Source organism: Streptococcus sp. HMSC034E12 (genome assembly GCF_001835915.1).
In the GTDB taxonomy this organism is placed as follows: domain Bacteria; phylum Bacillota; class Bacilli; order Lactobacillales; family Streptococcaceae; genus Streptococcus; species Streptococcus vaginalis.
Window position 1 is genome coordinate 49,596 of sequence record NZ_KV826448.1, and the last position, 18,900, is coordinate 68,495.

The window sequence follows — 18,900 nt, forward strand, 5'->3', positions numbered from 1 at the left end:
TTTTCAAGTAATATTTTGAAGGAGTTTTACATGTCTAATGGACTAATCATACTAATCATAGTGATAGCAGTTCTCTTGATTGTTGCTTACATAACTGCTGTCTTATTAAGAAAAAGAAATGATGCTTTACTTGCTAAGTTAGAAGATCGTAAAGAAGATCTTTATAATCTTCCTGTGAATGATGAAGTCGAAGCGGTTAAAAACATGCATTTGATTGGACAAAGTCAAGTGGCTTTTCGTGAATGGAATCAAAAATGGGTTGATCTTTCTTTGAATTCCTTTGCAGACATTGAAAACAACCTTTTTGAAACGGAAAGTTACAATAATTCGTTTCGGTTTCTAAAAGCAAAGCATGGTATTGATAAAATTGAGAGCCAAATTGACTTGATTGAAGAAGATATTACTGCTATTCGCAATGCACTTGCTGAATTAGAAAAGCAAGAGTCTAAAAATAGCGGTCGTGTCTTGCATGCTTTGGATTTATTTGAAAAGTTGCAAGTGTCTGTGGCAAATGATACAGAAAGTTATGGATCAGCGCTTTCTGAGATTGAAAAGCAATTAGAAAAAATTCAATCTGAATTCTCTCAATTTGTGACCTTGAATTCATCAGGAGACCCTGTTGAAGCAGCGGAAATTTTGGATAAAACAGAGGATCACATCCTTGCTTTGACACATATTGTTGAAAAAATCCCAGATCTTGTATCAGAATTAGATCAAAAGTTACCAGAACAGTTAGAAGATTTGGAATCTGGTCATCGCAAATTGCTAGAATCTGGTTATCATTTTATTGAAACTGATATTGAATCTCGCTTCCAACAGCTGCATACTAGTTTGAAACGCAACAGTGAAAACATTGCTAGTTTGGAATTGGATAATGCGCAATATGAAAATACGCAAATCCAAGAAGAAATGGATGCTTTATATGACATGTTCAACCGTGAAATCAAGTCACATAAAGTAGTTGTCAAATTAGTCAATAGTTTACCAGGTTATTTAGGTCATACAAAAGAAAACAATCAAAATCTTTTGACAGAGATTGCTCGCCTTTCAAAATTGTATCTCTTGACAGAAAGCGATACAAATCATGTTCGCCGACTTCAAAGTGAACTTTCTAGCTTGGATGATGTTGTTTTAGAAGCAATTGAAGATTCTTCAGAAAGAAAACAGGCTTATTCTGTTCTTCAAGAAAACCTTGAAACCATTCAAAAACGAGTCAAAGAAATTGAAGATGAACAATTAGTACTGAGTGAAAAATTGGCTAATCTTGAAAAAGATGATGCCAATGCTCGACAAAAAGTTACTATTTATATAAACAAATTGCACACGATTAAGCGTTATATGGAAAAACGCAATTTGCCGGGTATTCCACGGAGCTTCCTGACCACTTTCTTTACTGCAAGTGATAACACAGAAGCTTTAGTAGCAGAATTGGAACAATATCGTGTCAATATCGAATCAGTAAACCGTATGCTAGAGATTTTGACAAATGATATGAATGAACTGGAAAATGAGACTTATCGGATTGTTGAAAATGCTACTTTGACAGAGCAATTGTTACAATATTCAAATCGCTACCGTTCATTTGATGAGGGAGTTCAAACTGCTTTCAACCGTGCACTAGAGATTTTTGAAAATGACTTTGATTATCAAGCATCGTTTGAGGAGATCTCGCAAGCATTGGATGTAGTAGAACCCGGTGTAACCAATCGTTTTGTTACATCGTATGAAAAAACACGAGAAAATATCCGATTTTAAACTAAAACAATAAAGAGACAAGGTTTTATTCCCTTGCCTCTTTTTATTATGTTCTTTTCGTCAGTATCATGATGTTCGGTGTAAAATTGGAGACTAAAGTAGACAGTCGTGCTCCTTAATGCAATTACTTGCAAACGAATAGAATCTGGGAAGATGACATATAAGACAACAAAAAATCCCAACCATAGGCGATTGGGATTAGTCTCTTAAGAAGAGCCGATTAATGAGTAAAAGCAACACAAACACCTTCTGGAACAAAGAAGTCATGTGATAATTCTGTTAATTTTCCTGTTTCTGGGTCACGTTTGAAGACAGTCGCATTGTCTGAGTCTTGATGAGCTGCGATAATATACTGTTGATCTGGTGTAATATTAAAATCACGTGGATTTTTTCCATTAGTTGGTACGAATTCTACAAGTTCAAGCGTTCCGTCTCCTGCTACTTTGTAAACTGCAATTGAATTGTGTCCACGGTTAGATCCATAAAGGAAGCGACCGTCAGCAGATAAGCGAATAGCAGCTGTTCCATTAAATTCTGAAAAGTCTTCTGGTAAAGTGGAGATGGTTTGCAGGCGTTCAAACTGACCGTCACCATCGTAAATTAAAACTTCAATAGTAGAGTTTAATTCACAAATAAGATAAGCAATTTTGTAGTGAGGGTGGAACACAATATGACGTGGGCCAGCGCCGGGTGTCGCATGATAAGTCTCTAATCGATTTAGGCGTCCATAATCACTAATTTCATATGTCACAACTTCATCAGTTCCTAAATCACACGTAACCAGATACTTATCGGGTGTTAAATCTGCAAAATGCACATGAGCAGCAGCTTGGTTTTCATGAGGACCGTAGCCGATATGAACATCAGAATCAACTAATTTAAGGCTGCCATTTTCTTGTCGTCTATAAACTAATACTTGTCCTTTATGGTAGTTTGCCCCGTAGACAAGGCTTCTTGCTTCATCTACACTCACATAGCATAGAGGATCACCTTCGGCCACAACGTGATTGAGTAACTGTCCCGCTTTATTAAAGGCTGCAATGCCTCCCTCACCGTGTTCAGTTCCGACAGAATATAGGTTCTGTTGCTTGTCAAAAGCTAAATAAGTAGGATTTGGCTCTTTTGCAATAAGTGTTAAATTTGCCAGTTCTCCTGTGCTAGTATCAAAATCAGCTTTGTAAATCCCTTCTGAGCTACGACGTGTATAAGTTCCAAAATAAACTGTTTGTGTCATTATTCACCTCGAAATATTTGATACTTTTATTATAACACAAAAATAGATGAAATGGTTTTCACAAATGAAAGCCGCTGTCAGTTTTATGATGAAAAAATAGATAAAAAATAGATTCGAGATAGGATGGGAACAGATGACTTTGATACAATAAAAATAGATTTGCAGGTGGTTGTGCTAACAATTATGGTTGTCTGTTTGCCTTCTGAAAAATGTTTAGTTTTTTGGAAGAAAGTTTTTATCCTGCATCACGGTTCAATCTTTGTAAGTTCACTATTTTGTTGTATAATAAAAGTAATCTTTACATTGATTAGCAGTCATTTAATTTTATATCTATATTTTAAGGAGTAAGAAATGCATAAGATTTTAGTAGTAGAAGATGACACTACGATTAATCAAGTGATTTGTGAATTTTTGAAAGAAAATCATTATGAGGTGACACCAGTTTTTGACGGGGCAGAAGCCTTACGTGAATTTGAGGAAAAATCGTTTGACCTCATCATTTTGGACGTTATGTTGCCCTCTATGAGCGGTCTGGATGTGTTGAAGGAAATCCGGAAGACGTCGCAGGTACCAGTTATGATGTTAACTGCACTAGATGATGAATATACTCAGCTGGTCAGCTTTAATCACCTTATCAGTGATTATGTTACCAAACCATTTTCGCCACTTATTTTGATGAAACGCATTGAAAATATTTTCCGGAGTACTGTGACAGAATCAGAGATTGTCGTTGGAGACTTACGTGTTTCAATTGACGATTGTACAGTTTATTGGCAAGAAGAGAAAATGTCTCCTACTAAAAAAGAATATGAAATTATCCAAGCTTTAGCTAAAAGAAAAAATCATTTGGTGACTCGGGATCAATTGATGAATACAATTTGGGGTTATAGCGAACTGGATAGTCGTGTTTTGGATAACCATGTAAAAAATATTAGGAAAAAAATTCCTGGAATACCTCTTAAAACCATTACTGGTATGGGTTATCAACTTGGAGGAGAAGAAGAGTGAGAATTGCTAAAAAGCATTTTCTTTTGACAGGAACAATAATTTTTATTGTCGTGACAACGGTTTTAACAACACTCTATTTTGTGATGCCTGTTTATTATGAGCAAGTCAAGCATCGAGAAGCTAAAAGTGAGTTCTTTCAGATTGCTCAGCAAGTTCAAGGAAAACCGTCAGATGATATAGGAAAGCTTTTAAGTGACTACAATCGAAAGAATACACGCGTCTGGTTTAGTATATTAGATGTGAAAGGAAAACTTATTTATCCACATATTGATTTAGCTAATGAAAAGGGAGAATTCCAATTAACAATTTTACCTTCTGACATGAGTTTGAATAATCAAACTAAAAGTATGAGCAAGAAGATAAGAACGGCAGAAGGGACCACATTGACCTTACGTGGGGAATATTCGCTCCAACCAATATCGGATGCTACTTACGTGTTGTTAAGTCTTTATCCTTATATCTTATTCTTTTCGTTAACGTTAGGGGGTATAGTGGCTTTTCTTTATAGTCGATTTGCAACCAAACGCATTACAGATATTTCAGAGAGCACGCGAAAAATGGCAACTCTTTCTCCAGATGTGGCTTGTCCTGTCAAAGGGCGAGATGAAATTTCCACTCTCGCTCAAGATATTAACAGTCTGTATAACAATCTTTTGACAAGTATTGAAGCGCTGCGATTGGAAAATGAGAAAGTTGCTGAAAGTGAACGTGAGAAAGCAGAATTTCTACGGATGACTTCTCATGAGCTGAAAACGCCGATTACCAGCATGATGGGAATTGTGGATGGTATGATTTACGGTGTTGGTGACTTCAAAGATAAAGATAAATATCTGCATAAATGTCGTGAAATTTTGGAAGAGCAATCAAAACTTGTACAGTCTATCTTGGCAATTTCTAAGATTGAAATGCGAATAGAAGCTGAAGAAGAGGACTTTTCACTTAATCAGCTCTTGGAGGAAAACTTGAGCAGCTATAAAATGTTAGCTGATGTGAAAGGCTACCAATTTACTGTACAGTTAGAAGAGCTTCAAGTGCATGGCAACAAGACTTATTTGCTGAAAGCTATTAAAAATTTACTAGATAATGCTTTCCATTATACCTTAGCCGGCGGAGAGATTCTTTTAATGATTAAAGACAGTCAGTTAATCATTGAAAATGATGCAGAACATGTGTTGGATGAACAGCAAATCCAGCAAATATTTCAGCCATTTTATCGTCCGGATTACAGTCGTAACCGCAAAGATGGTGGAACAGGTCTGGGACTCTTTATCGTGCAACAGATTTTGGAAAATCATCATTTGCGCTATCGCTTTGAAGCTGTTGATGACAAACGAATGCGATTTACAATTTTTTTCTTAGATAAAGAAAGCTAAAAGTGGGAATCCGTTCATGAATTGAATGGATGACCGCTTTTGTGTTTGACTCGGGCGCAAGAAGGAAATTCATAAAGGACTACCCTTTCTTCAAGAATTTTTTAGTGAAAAATGCTACAATGAGATAAATAAAGAAAAGGATGTCTGTATGGAACACAAAAAGAAGGATTTCAGCCTATCATGGTTTTTTCGGTGGTTTTTAGACAATAAGGCAATCACTGTTTTTTTGGTGACCTTATTGTTGGGGTTGAATATTTTTGTATTAAGCAAAATTAGTTTTATTTTTATTCCTGTTCTAGAATTTATCGGAGTTATCATGCTGCCGGTGATTTTAGCAGGGCTTTTGTATTATCTCTTAAATCCAATTGTAGATTTTATGGAGAAACATAAGATCAATCGTTTGGTCGCGATTACGATTGTCTTTATCTTAATTGCTTTGCTCTTGATTTGGGGATTGGCTGTGGCAATTCCAAGTTTGCAGCATCAGATAGTTAGCTTTGCCAAGAATTTACCAGCTAATTTGCAAAAGTTGAATAAAATAATTCAGGATTTTTTGGAAAATCGAATTTCTGATGATGTCAAGCCTCAATTAGAAGAGATTGTGAATAATTTTTCAGTTCAAGTGACGACTTGGGCAAGTAATTTTTCATCGAAAGCAGTGAATTGGGTAAGCACATTGATTAGTACGGCTTCGCAAGTGATTGTAGCCATTATCATCATGCCTTTTATCCTTTTTTATCTTTTGCGAGATGGAAAAAACTTAAAATCTTATTTGACAAAATTCATGCCAACTAAGTTTCGTGAACCAGTCGGACAAATTTTGACAGATGTCAATACGCAGCTTGCCAATTACGTTCGTGGGCAAGTAACTGTAGCTATTATCGTAGCGATAATGTTCATCATTTTCTTTAAAGTAATCGGGCTTCGCTATGCAGTGACACTTGGGGTGACGGCAGGGATTTTAAATTTGATTCCTTATTTGGGAAGTTTTCTAGCTATGCTGCCGGCTCTTGTTCTGGGGTTAATTGCTGGACCAATTATGCTCTTGAAAGTCATTGTGGTCTTTATTGTAGAGCAAACGATTGAAGGGCGGTTTGTGTCGCCATTAATTCTCGGTAGCCAATTGAACATTCATCCAATCAATGTTCTTTTTGTCCTTTTGACAGCGGGATCTATGTTTGGTATCTGGGGCGTTTTACTGGGAATTCCCGTTTATGCGTCTGCAAAAGTTGTGATTGCTGCTATTTTTAATTGGTATAAGAAAGTCAGCGGCTTGTATGAAGAAGAATTGGTAGATGAAACAGGAGAAGAAATTGAACAACAGTAAGAAAATGGTCGCTTCTTTGCAAAAGCAGGATTTGGCGCATGCCAATAAATATTTTGAAAGAGCTCTAACAAATGATACAGAGGAAGAATTACTTGAATTAGCCGACTACTTAGAAAGTATCGGCTTTTTCCCTCAAGCGAAGCGAATTTATGAAACATTAGCTCCTCATTATCCAGAAGCCTACATCAGTTTGGCGCAGATTGCTAGTGAAGACGGGCAAGTGGAAGAAGCGTTTGCTTATCTGGAAGAAATTACTTCTGATAGTGACTGGTATGTGACAGCACTCTTGGTCAAAGCTGATCTCTATCAAATGGAAGGCTTGCCAGATGTTGCAAGGGAAAAATTAGCCGAGGCAAAGCAATTATCTGATGAACCGTTAGTGACTTTTGGCATGGCTGAAATAGATTTTGAATTGGGAAATTTCAATCAAGCCATTAAGGAATACGCTAGCTTAGACAATCGCATGATTTATGAGCAGACGGGTGTTTCTACTTATCAGCGGATTGGTGTTTCCTATGCAAGTTTGGGAAAATTTGAAGTGGCGATTGAGTTTTTGGAAAAATCTTTAGAGATTGAATACGATGATGCTGTAGCCTTTGAATTAGCGACTATTTTGTATGACCAGAAAGAATATCAAAAAGCTAATCTATACTTTAAGCAAATTGATACGATTTCGCCGGAATTTGAAGGTTATGAGTATGGTTATGCTTTGTCGCTTCATGCAGAACATCAGACAGAAGAAGCATTACGCCTTACGCAGCAGGGCTTGTCGAAAAATCCATTTGATACACGTCTTTTGTTGCTAGCTTCGCAGCTTTCTTATGAGTTGCACGATGAGCGAAAGGCAGAAGATTACCTTTTGAAAGCAAAAGATAATGCGGAAGACTTGGAAGAAATTGCATTGCGTTTGTCTAATCTTTACTTAGAGCAAGAGCGTTTTGATGAAGTTTTGAAATTTGAGGAGCAAGACATAGACAATGTACTGACTAAGTGGAATATTGCGCGTGCCTATCAGGCTTTGGAACAGACAACAGCAGCTTTGGAGCGATATCGACTGTTGCTCTCGGATTTAAAGGAAAATCCAGAATTTTTAGAGCAATATATTTATCTACTTCGTGAAATGGGAGATTTTGAAGAAGCAAAACACCAAGCAGAGCATTATCTTCACTTGGTTCCAGATGATGTGGAGATGCAGGAATTGTACAATAGTTTGTAAAAAGAGTAACAAGCACAATCCTATAAGACGCATGGGAATTATGATATAATGATGAGCGTGATATTCAGGAAGGATGAAGAAAATGACTGAAAAATTTGGTGCGGATTTGATTGTGGATAGTTTAATCAATCACAAGGTGGATTATGTATTTGGAATTCCCGGTGCAAAGATTGACCGTGTATTTGATACCTTAGAGGACAAAGGCCCACAACTTATCGTTGCTCGTCATGAACAAAATGCTGCTTTTATGGCGCAAGGAATTGGGCGGATTACAGGAGAGCCGGGTGTCGTGATTGCAACGAGTGGACCAGGTGCTTCAAACTTAGCAACGGGCTTGGTTACGGCGACCGCAGAGGGCGACCCAGTGCTGGCTTTGGCTGGTCAGGTCAAACGCTCTGACCTTCTCAAACGCGCTCACCAGTCTATGGACAATGCTGCACTATTTAAGCCGATTACTAAGTATTCAGTCGAAGTGCAAGACGGCAATACTCTGTCAGAAATCATTGCCAATGCGTATCGTCATGCCAAGTCAGGAATGCCGGGGGCAAGTTTCATTTCCATTCCACAGGATGTGGTGGATAGTCAGGTACAAGTGAAAGCAATTAAACCGCTGACGGATCCGCAGCTGGGTTCTAGTTCTGTGGCAGACATTAACTATCTAGCGCAAGCGATTAAAAATGCTGTGTTACCGGTTCTTCTCTTAGGAAATGGCGCTTCAAGTGCCAAAGTGACGGCTTCTATTCGTCAGTTATTGGAGCAAGTACAGTTGCCTGTTGTGGAAACATTCCAAGGGGCTGGGATTGTGTCTCGTGAATTGGAAGAAGCTACGTTCTTTGGACGTGTCGGACTGTTTCGCAATCAGCCGGGTGACATGCTTCTAAAAAAATCTGACCTAGTCATCGCTATCGGCTATGATCCGATTGAGTATGAAGCACGCAACTGGAATGCTGAAATTTCTGCCCGCGTCATTGTGATTGACGTAGAGCCAGCAGAGATTGATACTTACTTCCAACCGGAGCGGGAGCTGATCGGAGATATTGCAAATACTTTGGATTTATTGCTGCCAGCGATTAACGGCTATCAATTACCAGAAGGCTCGCGGGAATATCTGCAAGTGCTGCGAGATAAAATGGACGGTGATGTGAAATTTGACCGCAGCCAAGCTGAAAAAGGTCGCCTACACCCGCTGGATATTGTCGAAGTCTTGCAGGAAAATACGACAGACGATATGACAGTTACTGTCGATGTGGGTACGCATTATATTTGGATGGCACGTTATTTCAAGAGCTATGAACCAAGGCATCTGCTTTTTTCAAATGGGATGCAAACGTTAGGAGTAGCATTGCCTTGGGCGATTTCGGCAGCCTTGGTTCGTCCCAATACAAAAATTATTTCTGTATCTGGAGATGGTGGTTTTCTCTTTTCGGCCCAAGAGCTAGAGACAGCGGTTCGCCTGCAATTGCCAATTGTTCATCTTATTTGGAACGACGGTCATTATAATATGGTGGAATTTCAAGAAGAAATGAAATATGGTCGTTCATCTGGAGTGGACTTTGGGCCTGTTGATTTTGTTAAATATGCAGAGAGTTTTGGTGCGAAAGGATTCCGAGCAACATCTCCAGCAGAATTAACACAGTTGCTCCAAAAAGCCTTAAAGGAAAATGGACCGGTTATCATTGATGTGCCAGTGGATTACAAGGACAGCAGTACACTAGGAGAAACGATTTTACCAGATGAGTTTTATTAAATTGAAACTGGGAAGGGCTCAAGACTATTTCAAGAGAGTTCAATTTCTCATTTTCTTGTACGGTTGATGTGTAGTTCAGTATTAGAAAGTAAAAGGCTGGATGTGAGACCTGCTTTTTTCAAGGAAAGATAGTAAAAATTGCCTAGGAGGAGAAATGGAAAAGCTTGTAACATTATTTCACTATAATACTTTGGGGGCTTTGATGGCGGGGCTTTACAAGGGGACGATGACGATTGAAGAATTGCTTCAACATGGCGATTTAGGGATTGGTACTTTAGACTCTATTGACGGAGAGCTGATTGTGCTTGACGGCAAGGCCTATCAAGCCAAGGGGATAGGAGCAAGTCCTGAAGTGATAGAAGTTTCAACAGATAGGACGGTTCCTTATGCTGCAGTGGCTTTTCACCGAGCAGAAGCGTGTTTTCGTCAGGACGTTGAGCTGACTGATGAAGCGTTGAAGAAGCGCATAGAAGCTAGCTATGTCGGGGAAAATCTTTTTCACTCAATTAAGATTCATGGTGAATTTAGCAGCATGCATGTGCGCATGGCTCCAAAAACCTCTCCGGGAAAGAAGTTCGCAGAAATCGCAGCTCATCAGCCTGAGTACCAGGTAGAACACATTTCGGGAACAATCGTTGGCTTTTGGACGCCAGAGCTGTTTCACGGTGTCAGCGTAGCTGGTTTTCATCTTCATTTTCTATCTGATGACCACCAATTTGGCGGACATGTTATGGATTTTGTCATGAAAAATGGAGAGGTTGAAATCGGAACGATTGCAGCATTGGAGCAGCGTTTTCCGGTTCAAGACCAAGATTTTCTCGCTGCCAAATTGAATGTGGCGGAGCTAAAAGAAGATATTGAGAAATCTGAATAAAAGGCGGCGGGGTAGGTTTAAGAGACTTACATACACCTTAAATAGTCTGAAATAGAATACAAAGGTTGGAATTCAGTTTCCAACCTTTTTTAGGTCTGTCGCCCCGGTCGACGGAGAGAATAAGACTTGTTTTAGTCTGTCGTCCCGGTCGACGGAGAGAATGGGAATTAGTTTAAACTGCCGCCCACGTCGACGACCTATCTAAGAACTGGTTCACTCCGTCTGAGGGTCGGATAGATTGTCAGAAAAGTGCTTCACTCCGTCCGAGGGTCAGATAGTTTGCCTAAGAACTGGTTCACTCCGTCCGAGGGTCAGATAGTTTACCTGAGAACTGATTCACTTCATCCTAGGGTCGGACAGCCTGCCAGAAAAGTGGTTCACTTCGTTCGAGGTTCGGACAGCCTGCCTGAGAATTAGTTTGCTTCATCCGAGGTTCGGACGTACGAAGAGTCGTCAGAAAAAGGTGCCAGTTAGTAGACACCTTACATCTTCATGGATTTAATTTTGGCTTCATCAGGAGTAACGCGTAGGGTCTTTTGCCCCGTGTAGGTTACAAAACCAGGTTTACCACCTGTTGGCTTGTTAAGTTTTTTGACTTCAATCATATCCACCTGAACGAGATTGGACAATCTCGCCTTAGAAAAGTATGCCGCCAATTCCGCAGCATCTGTCTTGACCTCATCACTTGGTTGCAGATTGCCTGTGATGACCACGTGACTGCCGGGAATATCCTTGGCATGAAACCAGAGTTCCTCTTTTTTCGCCATTTTAAAGGTCAACTCATCATTTTGCAGATTGTTTCGTCCAACCAGAATAACTGTCTGTCCATCAGTAGACAAATATTTCTCTGGTTTTTTCCGTTTTTGGATTTTTTCACGCTGACGTCGACGAATAAAGCCTGTCTGAATCAATTCTTCTCGGATTTCTGTAATTTCTGTGAGATTAGCTTGTGACAAAGCTGTTTCTACACTCTCCAAATATTGAATGGTTTCTTTAGTTTCTTCAATCAGTCCCGTTAAATGCTTGACCGCTTCTTTCAGCTTTTGGTATTTCTTAAAATAGCGCTGAGCATTTTGGTTAGGGGTCAAAGCTTTATCCAACACAATAGTAATTTTCTCGCTTGTGTAGTAATTGTCCAGTTCTACTTGGTCTTGATTGTTTGGAACTTGGTGCAAAAAAGTAGTGAGGAGCTCTCCTTTTTGGCGAAATTCCTCCGCATTTTCAGTCGCGACTAATTCCTGCTCTTGTTTTTTTAATTTCTTGCGATTTTTTTCTAATTCATTCTCCACTCGATGAATCAGTTCACTGGCTTGCTGATTAACACGGTCGCGTTCCGCCTTGTCTTGATAGAAAGCATCTAACAATTGTGATAAACTAGGAAATTCTTTTTGACTATCCTCAAAGAGAATGGGGGTAAATGACTTGCTAGTCAGGGTACCCTGAGTGAAGCTAGCGAAGAAGGCGCGGAAGATTTTTAACTTATCACTTGTTAAGCGCTGGCTGAGTTCGGCTGCTGTATCGCGCCCCAATCCTTGAAATAAGTTTTGTAAAGAACGGGCCGACAAATCCTCTGTATGCAAAATTTCAAATAATTTTTCATCAGAAATCGTAAACGGATTGCGATTATCTGTTTGAGGTGGAGTGACATAGCTTGAACCAGGCAGAATCGTACGGTAACTATTTTGAGAAAAGCCGACATGTTTAATAGCTTCAATAATATTGCCGCTTGCCTTATCCATTAGGATGATATTGCTGTGCTTGCCCATGATTTCGATGATAAGAGTTGCTGCCACGTTATCTCCAATTTCATTTTTATTGGAGACAGAAATTTCTAAAATTCGATCATTCTCGATTTGTGAAATGTTTTCAATTGTAGCGCCTTGTAGATATTTTCGCATAACCATGATAAATGTGGTGGGCACTGCTGGATTTTCAAAGGCGGTACGGGTTAGTTGAATGCGACTAAAAACAGGGTGAGCGGATAAGAGTAATTTGTGATTTTGCCGATTGCTGCGGATTTGCAGCACTAATTCCTGCTCAAAAGGTTGGTTGATTTTTTGAATACGACCATATAGCAACTCTTGCCGCAATTCCTCTGTCATGTGGTGTAAAAAAAATCCGTCAAAGGACATGTTTTTCTCTCCTTGAATGATACTAGAGAAAATTATAACAAAAAATAGCAAGAAAAGGTTGGAAAATTATTGTCAGAAAAGTTTGACAAAATACTTGACTTTTGTTTCAGAAACATCTAAAATAATATCAAATTAGAAAAGTAATAAAATAGTTGTTGGCAGAGAGCTTGTGGTTGGTGAAAACAAGTAGCAGCGTTTTATGAAATTGGGCTAATGGATAGAAGTTGAATTTGAAACGATAAAAATTCGGTGAGCACACCTTACAGTGCAACTTGTTGTTAGACAAGATAGAGATGTGGGAGAAGTCTATTATTTTTCCCATAATTGAGGTGGCACCGCGATTTACGCCCTCACACAAGATGAACTGTGTGTGGGTTTTTCTTTTATTGTTTCATTTCCCTTAAATGGAGGAAAAATATGTTTAAACGATGGCGACTCTGGCTTTTACTCGAATAAAAAATAGAAAAATATGAAATGGATAACAGATATGAAAAATAAACGGTTAATGGGAATGATTGCTCTTTTAGTGGTATTAGTTGTCGGAGGCATTATTTATTCTAGTGTAAATGGCGAGAAAGCACCGAAGACAAACAATACAACCAAAACAGTAAAAGTTGGTGTGCTGCAATATGTCAGTCATCTGTCACTTGATTTGATTTATAAAGGGATTCAAGAAGGATTGGCGCAAGAAGGTTATAAAGGCAAGAAGATCAAAATTGACTTTATGAATGCAGAAGGTGACCAAAGTAAAGTGGCAACGATGAGCAAGCAATTAGTTGCCAATGGCAATGACGTGCTGATTGGAATCGCAACGCCTGCTGCTCAAGGTTTGGCTAGTGCAACGAAAGACAAGCCAATCGTCATGGGAGCAGTGACCGATCCAGTTGGGGCGAATTTAGTAAAGGATTTGAAAAAGCCGGGAGGCAACATTACAGGTGTGTCTGACCACAACCCAGCTCAACAGCAATTGGAGCTCATCAAACAATTAACACCGAATGTGAAAACAATCGGCGTCCTTTATTCAAGCAGTGAAGACAATTCAAAAACGCAGGTAGAAGAATTTACAGCTTTGGCTGAAAAAGCAGGCTATAAAGTGCTTCCTTATTCTGTACCTTCTACCAATGAGATTGCTTCAACCATGAATGTGATGACAGGAAAGGTAGATGCCATTTGGATTCCAATTGACAACACCATTGCTTCGGCTTTTTCAACAGTCGTTTCCAGCAATCAAACGGCTAAAAAACCTATCTATCCAAGTGCGACCGCTATGGTAGAAGAAGGTGGTCTGGGTTCAGTGGTTGTCGATCAAAAAGATCTTGGAGTGGCGACTGGAAAAATGACGGCGAAAATTTTGAAGGGCGCTAAACCAGCAGACACAGCTGTTGAAATCTTTGCTACTGGCAAATCAGTTGTGAACAAAAAAGTGGTTGCTCAGTTAGGAATAACAATTCCAGATGATGTTCTGAAAAAAGCAGGACAAGTCATTGAGTAATCCGATTATAAGAAACGATATTTTAAAAGTTAGGACAACAGTATGATACTTTCAATTGTCTCACAAGGACTTGTTTGGGCTATTTTAGGCTTGGGGATTTTTATGACTTTCCGCATTTTAAACTTCCCTGATATGACAACAGAGGGCTCTTTTCCATTGGGCGGAGCAGTAGCAGTTACGCTGATTAGTAAGGGAATCAATCCTTTTCTAGCAACTGCTGCTGCCATTCTAGCTGGCTGTCTGGCAGGCATGGTAACAGGGCTTCTCTATACTAAGGGGAAAATTCCTACTCTCCTTTCGGGGATTTTGGTCATGACTTCCTGCCATTCTATTATGCTTATGTTAATGGGGCGGGCTAATCTTGGACTTCTTGGAACGAAGCAAATTCAGGACTTTCTACCGTTTTCTGGCGAATTAAACAATCTTCTGACAGGATTGATTTTTGTTAGCTTGGTAATTGCAGCATTGCTCTTTTTCTTAGATACAAAATTGGGTCAAGCTTATATTGCCACAGGAGATAATCCGGATATGGCAAGTAGTTTTGGCATTCACACAGGACGAATGGAGTTAATGGGTCTGGTGCTGTCTAATGGTGTCATTGCCTTAGCTGGCGCCCTTATTGCCCAGCAAGAAGGTTATGCGGATGTATCGCGTGGAATTGGTGTCATTGTTGTGGGGCTTGCTAGTCTCATTATCGGAGAGGTGCTTTTTACCAGCCTGACATTGGCAGAACGCCTATTGACGATTGTTGTCGGTTCTATTTTCTATCAATTCCTGATTTGGGGCGTGATTGCGCTTGGCTTTAATACCAGCTATCTTCGCCTTTATAGTGCGGTTATCTTGGCAATTTGTCTCATGATTCCGACTTTCAAAAATAAATTCTTTAAAGGAGTCAAGTTAAGCAAATGACAGCAATTGTAGAATTAAAAAACGCGACAAAAATTGTCAACATAGGTATTGAGGAAGAAAAAGTTATTTTAAATGATGTTTCACTGGATATTTTTGAGCATGACTTCATTACGATTTTAGGCGGAAATGGGGCAGGGAAATCCACGCTTTTCAATGTCATTGCAGGAACATTACCATTGACGAGTGGCAGCATTTATATTCTAGGTGAAAATGTGACCAGTTATTCACCAGAAAAACGGGCTAAGTATCTGTCACGCGTCTTTCAAGACCCAAAGATGGGAACGGCTCCGCGCATGACGGTGGCAGAAAACCTATTGATTGCTAAATTTCGTGGTGAAAAACGCCGTCTAGTGCCACGCCGTCTGAGCCATTATCGCAAAGAATTTCAGGAGACGATAGACAAAATCGGCAATGGTTTAGAAAAACATTTAGATACGCCGATTGAATTTCTCTCGGGTGGGCAAAGACAGGCTTTGAGTCTTTTAATGGCGACTCTCAAACGCCCTGAGCTGTTGCTTTTGGATGAACATACAGCAGCGCTTGACCCTAAAACAAGTGTGGCATTGATGAGTCTGACAGATGAATTTGTGAATCGTGACCAACTAACTGCTCTTATGATTACTCACCATATGGAGGATGCTCTTAAATACGGAAATCGCTTGATTGTCATGAAAGACGGACAAATTATCCAAGACTTACATCAAGAAGAGAAAGCGAAAATGACGATTGCGGATTATTACAGCTTATTTGAATAAAAAAATTCCAATCTCCTAGCTGAGGTTGGAATTTCTTTTTTGCGCTTCTCTGATAGTGTTGGGAACCAGACGAATCCGCTTAATATCTGAAATACGAATAATCGTTGACATACTTTTCTGGAAGTTTTTGACAATCAATTGCTGGCGCTCTTTGTCATATTTGACAATATCACCCGTAAAACTTTTATCTGAAAAAATGACATGCACACCTGATTTTTTTTGCAAAGCTGTTTCAATCGTCTGCAAAATATTGGCGTTGTCTTCCTCTATCTCTTGTGTATCCTTTTTGTAATTGATAAATTCACTTGCTCGCTCTAAAATCATTTCGAGAAATTTTTTCATAGCTAAATTCTCCATAACTTGTTACAATATATTATATAACAAACTCGCTAAAAAAGTAAATTTTTTACGAATAAATCAAGAAAGAAGAAAAAGGAGACAAAAATGTCAGAATTCAAATTTGAGATAGAAGAAAAGTTATTGGTGTTATCAGAAAATGATAAAGGCTGGACGAAAGAGCTGAATCGTGTGAGCTTCAATGGTGCGCCAGCCAAATACGATATTCGTAGTTGGAGTCCTGACCATACAAAAATGGGGAAAGGGATTACACTTTCCAATGAAGAATTTCAAGTATTAGTGGATGCTTTTAAGGCTTAGTAAAGCGCAAATAGAATCAAGGTAAGAGAGTGAGAGACAGTCAATCTATAAATGGCAGCTATTGATGACTCTCTTTTTGTTGTAAAAAAATAAGAAAATTTTACACAAAAACTTGCAAATACGCTTTCAAAAGATTATACTATTAAATATAGAGATTGTATATATACATATAGTGAGCTTAGAATTTTAGGAGGTTTAGGATGCTTGAAATTCAAAATTTAGAAAAAAGTTTTGGGCAAAAACAAGTTCTATTTGGTGTTGATTTCAAAGCTGAATCAGGACAAATCCTTGGTCTGATTGGGAAAAACGGTGCTGGGAAAACAACGATTTTCCACAGCATTCTGCGTTTTTTAGAATACAGCGGTAGGATTTCTTTTGAGGGCAAAGCTATTTCTCAAGATACTTATCGGGAAATTGGCTATTTACCAGAAGAACGAAGTTTGATGCCTAAGTTGACTGTCTATGAGCAGGTGCGTTATTTGGCGAATTTAAAAGGTGTATCAAGTGCAGTTGTGAGAGAAAAATTGCCTCAGTGGATGGAACGATTGCAAGTTAAAGGAAAATTGACTGATAAAATCAAGAGCTTGTCAAAAGGAAATCAGCAGAAAGTGCAGCTGATTATTACACTTTTACATGAGCCAAATTTGATTATCTTAGACGAGCCTTTCAGCGGTCTTGACCCAGTTAATACGGAGATTTTAAAGCAAGTTATTATTGAAGAAAAAGAGCGCGGAGCGACCATTATCTTTTCTGATCATGTCATGACAAATGTGGAAGAATTATGTGATAAGATCATCATGCTTCGTGATGGTAAAGTCATTTTGGATGGTAGTGTACAAGAAGTTCGTAATCGCTATGGGAAAACACGACTCTTTGTATCTAGTCCGCTTTCTCAAGCTGAATTAGAGGCGCTTCCTCACGTAAGCAGAGCCAGTCTGACCAATCAAGGAACATGGCGATTGATATTAGATGACGAAACAGCTGGGAAGGACTTGTTTGACTTGCTGACTAAAGGACAATATATTGCAACTTTTGACCAACAAGCTCCAACAATTGATGAAATCTTTAAGTTAGAATCAGGGGTGGAAGTATGAAACAGACGTTAATTGTGATCAAAGAGACTTATCTTCGTCATGTCAAGTCATGGAGTTTTGTCTTCATGGTTCTTTCTCCTTTCATCTTTATTGGTCTTAGTTTTGGAGTTGGGTATCTTTCTTCCATGTCAAGTAGCAATTCTAGCCGTATTGCAGTTGTAACAGACAATGCACAAATCAAGGAAGTTTTAAAAGATAGCAAGAATCTGGACTTCGATTATAAAGATGAAGCAGCAGCCAAGAAAGCTATAAAAGACGGTGATGTCGAGGGGTATTTGTTGCTATCAGAAGCAAGCGGTCAAATTAAAGCAACCTATGTTGCTGATACAGGGATGAATGGCACTACAAAGGCAGCAATTTCACAGAAATTACTACAATTGCAACAGGTTGCAAATATTAGCCAAGCTAATTTATCAGCTAATCAAGTGAAGCTACTTTCAAGAGCTATTGATTTCAAAGAAGAAATTGATGAGAAGAAAGAAGCGAAGAAGGCAACTCAAACGATTGTCGCAACAGCAATTGGTCTTGTACTTTATATGATTCTCATTGTTTACACAAGCTCAACTGCTCAAGAAATTGCAAGCGAAAAAGGAACCAAGATTATGGAGGTTATTTTCTCCAGTATCAAGGCTTCTGAATATTTCTATGGTCGAATGGCAGGGATTTTTGCAGTTATCTTGACCCATGTCAGCATTTATGTAATCGGTGCAGTGCTGTTGCTTGCTTTTTCAGACCAGATTTCTTTTGTAAAAGAATTCTTAGATGCCAATCCAAATCTGATGAAGCATTTGGGAGAAGCAATTTCCTTTAATACTATTGCTTTCATCACCTTGAGTGTCTTTATGTTTGTGGTCTTATCTGCCTTTTTAGGATCAATGGTGACGAGAATTGAAGACGTTGGGAAAGCTGTTCAGCCTGTTGTGATGCTGATTCTCCTTGGATTTTTTGGAGTGACGGCTCTTGGAAATGCTGGTGACACGATCTTGTTGAAGGTTGGTTCTTATATTCCGTTTATTTCGACCTTCTTTATGCCCTTCCGTGCGATTAACGGTTATGCAAATGGGCTAGAAGCTTGGATTTCATTTACCATTTCCTTTGTCTTTACCTTAGGAATGACAGTTTATATCGGTCGGATTTACTCCAGTTTGATTTTGCAGACGGATGATATTGGCATTTGGAAGAGCTTCAAAAAAGCTTTAGCTTATCATTAAAAATTGTTCTCCACAAGTATTCTTGTGGGGATTTTTTTTGATAAGGTATGCAGTCAATCGCTGTTGAAAAACTTTAAAAATGATATAATAAGACTATATTTTGACAAAAAGGATGC

At 38.9% G+C, this 18,900-nt stretch carries 16 protein-coding genes and 1 other annotated feature; of the genes, 13 read left to right on the plus strand and 3 right to left on the minus strand.

The window, feature by feature from the left end; translation table 11 throughout:
• The first annotated feature begins 30 nt into the window (after nt 1-30).
• Nucleotides 31-1,755, plus strand: a complete 1,725-nt coding sequence (gene ezrA, locus HMPREF2574_RS06295) for a septation ring formation regulator EzrA (protein WP_070812313.1) — start codon at nt 31-33, stop codon at nt 1,753-1,755.
• A gap of 220 nt (nt 1,756-1,975) precedes the next feature.
• Here the strand turns inward: ezrA and HMPREF2574_RS06300 are convergent, their stop codons facing one another.
• Nucleotides 1,976-2,989 carry a lactonase family protein gene (locus tag HMPREF2574_RS06300; protein ID WP_070812314.1) on the minus strand — a complete coding sequence of 338 codons (1,014 nt, stop codon included), beginning with the start codon at nt 2,987-2,989 and terminating at the stop codon, nt 1,976-1,978.
• A gap of 351 nt (nt 2,990-3,340) precedes the next feature.
• On the opposite strand from HMPREF2574_RS06300, the gene HMPREF2574_RS06305 reads away from it, so the two are divergent.
• From HMPREF2574_RS06305 to budA, 6 genes are all read left to right on the plus strand, one after another.
• On the plus strand, nt 3,341-3,997 hold the full coding sequence (locus HMPREF2574_RS06305; protein WP_003025323.1) for a response regulator transcription factor: 657 nt from the start codon (nt 3,341-3,343) through the stop codon (nt 3,995-3,997).
• Nucleotides 3,994-5,370: a sensor histidine kinase gene (locus HMPREF2574_RS06310; protein WP_070812315.1), complete on the plus strand. Its 1,377-nt coding sequence runs from the start codon at nt 3,994-3,996 to the stop codon at nt 5,368-5,370. Before HMPREF2574_RS06305 ends, HMPREF2574_RS06310 begins: the two co-directional genes overlap by 4 nt.
• Nucleotides 5,371-5,518: 148 nt before the next feature.
• A complete protein-coding gene (locus tag HMPREF2574_RS06315) occupies nt 5,519-6,697 on the plus strand; it encodes an AI-2E family transporter (protein ID WP_024051917.1) in 1,179 nt (392 codons plus the stop codon).
• Entirely contained in the window at nt 6,684-7,913 is a 1,230-nt protein-coding gene (locus tag HMPREF2574_RS06320) for a tetratricopeptide repeat protein (protein WP_042754028.1), read from the plus strand. The genes HMPREF2574_RS06315 and HMPREF2574_RS06320 overlap by 14 nt, the downstream gene beginning before the upstream one ends.
• Nucleotides 7,914-7,995: 82 nt before the next feature.
• Nucleotides 7,996-9,660 carry an acetolactate synthase AlsS gene (gene alsS / locus HMPREF2574_RS06325; RefSeq protein ID WP_024051916.1) on the plus strand — a complete coding sequence of 555 codons (1,665 nt, stop codon included), beginning with the start codon at nt 7,996-7,998 and terminating at the stop codon, nt 9,658-9,660.
• A gap of 154 nt (nt 9,661-9,814) precedes the next feature.
• Nucleotides 9,815-10,534: an acetolactate decarboxylase gene (gene budA / locus HMPREF2574_RS06330; RefSeq protein ID WP_003037491.1), complete on the plus strand. Its 720-nt coding sequence runs from the start codon at nt 9,815-9,817 to the stop codon at nt 10,532-10,534.
• A gap of 482 nt (nt 10,535-11,016) precedes the next feature.
• Here budA and fbp62 read toward each other — a convergent pair whose 3' ends face one another.
• Nucleotides 11,017-12,666 (minus strand): Rqc2 family fibronectin-binding protein Fbp62, encoded by a 1,650-nt coding sequence (gene fbp62, locus HMPREF2574_RS06335; RefSeq protein WP_024051914.1) that lies wholly within the window; start codon nt 12,664-12,666, stop codon nt 11,017-11,019.
• A 118-nt stretch (nt 12,667-12,784) separates the two neighbouring features.
• Nucleotides 12,785-13,021: a binding site (T-box leader), on the plus strand.
• A 132-nt stretch (nt 13,022-13,153) separates the two neighbouring features.
• Between fbp62 and trpX the strand changes: the two genes are divergently transcribed.
• Genes trpX through HMPREF2574_RS06350 form a run of 3 tightly spaced genes read left to right on the plus strand, consistent with a single transcriptional unit; the run spans nt 13,154 to nt 15,822 of the window.
• On the plus strand, nt 13,154-14,158 hold the full coding sequence (trpX, locus tag HMPREF2574_RS06340) for a tryptophan ABC transporter substrate-binding protein (RefSeq protein ID WP_024051913.1): 1,005 nt from the start codon (nt 13,154-13,156) through the stop codon (nt 14,156-14,158).
• Nucleotides 14,159-14,200: 42 nt separating this feature from the next.
• Nucleotides 14,201-15,067: an ABC transporter permease gene (locus tag HMPREF2574_RS06345; protein WP_024051912.1), complete on the plus strand. Its 867-nt coding sequence runs from the start codon at nt 14,201-14,203 to the stop codon at nt 15,065-15,067.
• Nucleotides 15,064-15,822: an ABC transporter ATP-binding protein gene (locus tag HMPREF2574_RS06350; protein ID WP_024051911.1), complete on the plus strand. Its 759-nt coding sequence runs from the start codon at nt 15,064-15,066 to the stop codon at nt 15,820-15,822. Before HMPREF2574_RS06345 ends, HMPREF2574_RS06350 begins: the two co-directional genes overlap by 4 nt.
• 15 nt (nt 15,823-15,837) lie before the next feature.
• Here the strand turns inward: HMPREF2574_RS06350 and HMPREF2574_RS06355 are convergent, their stop codons facing one another.
• Complete coding sequence (locus tag HMPREF2574_RS06355) at nt 15,838-16,179, minus strand: hypothetical protein (protein ID WP_003028044.1); 342 nt, start codon at nt 16,177-16,179, stop codon at nt 15,838-15,840.
• An 87-nt stretch (nt 16,180-16,266) separates the two neighbouring features.
• Between HMPREF2574_RS06355 and HMPREF2574_RS06360 the strand changes: the two genes are divergently transcribed.
• The 3 genes from HMPREF2574_RS06360 (at nt 16,267) to HMPREF2574_RS06370 (ending at nt 18,784) form a co-directional block, all read left to right on the plus strand.
• The gene (locus tag HMPREF2574_RS06360) at nt 16,267-16,479 is read left to right on the plus strand and encodes a YdbC family protein (RefSeq protein ID WP_003025304.1); all 213 of its coding nucleotides are present in this window, start codon (nt 16,267-16,269) and stop codon (nt 16,477-16,479) included.
• A gap of 200 nt (nt 16,480-16,679) precedes the next feature.
• Nucleotides 16,680-17,573 (plus strand): ABC transporter ATP-binding protein, encoded by an 894-nt coding sequence (locus HMPREF2574_RS06365; protein WP_024051910.1) that lies wholly within the window; start codon nt 16,680-16,682, stop codon nt 17,571-17,573.
• Nucleotides 17,570-18,784: an ABC transporter permease gene (locus HMPREF2574_RS06370; protein WP_070584212.1), complete on the plus strand. Its 1,215-nt coding sequence runs from the start codon at nt 17,570-17,572 to the stop codon at nt 18,782-18,784. Before HMPREF2574_RS06365 ends, HMPREF2574_RS06370 begins: the two co-directional genes overlap by 4 nt.
• Nucleotides 18,785-18,900 lie beyond the last annotated feature (116 nt).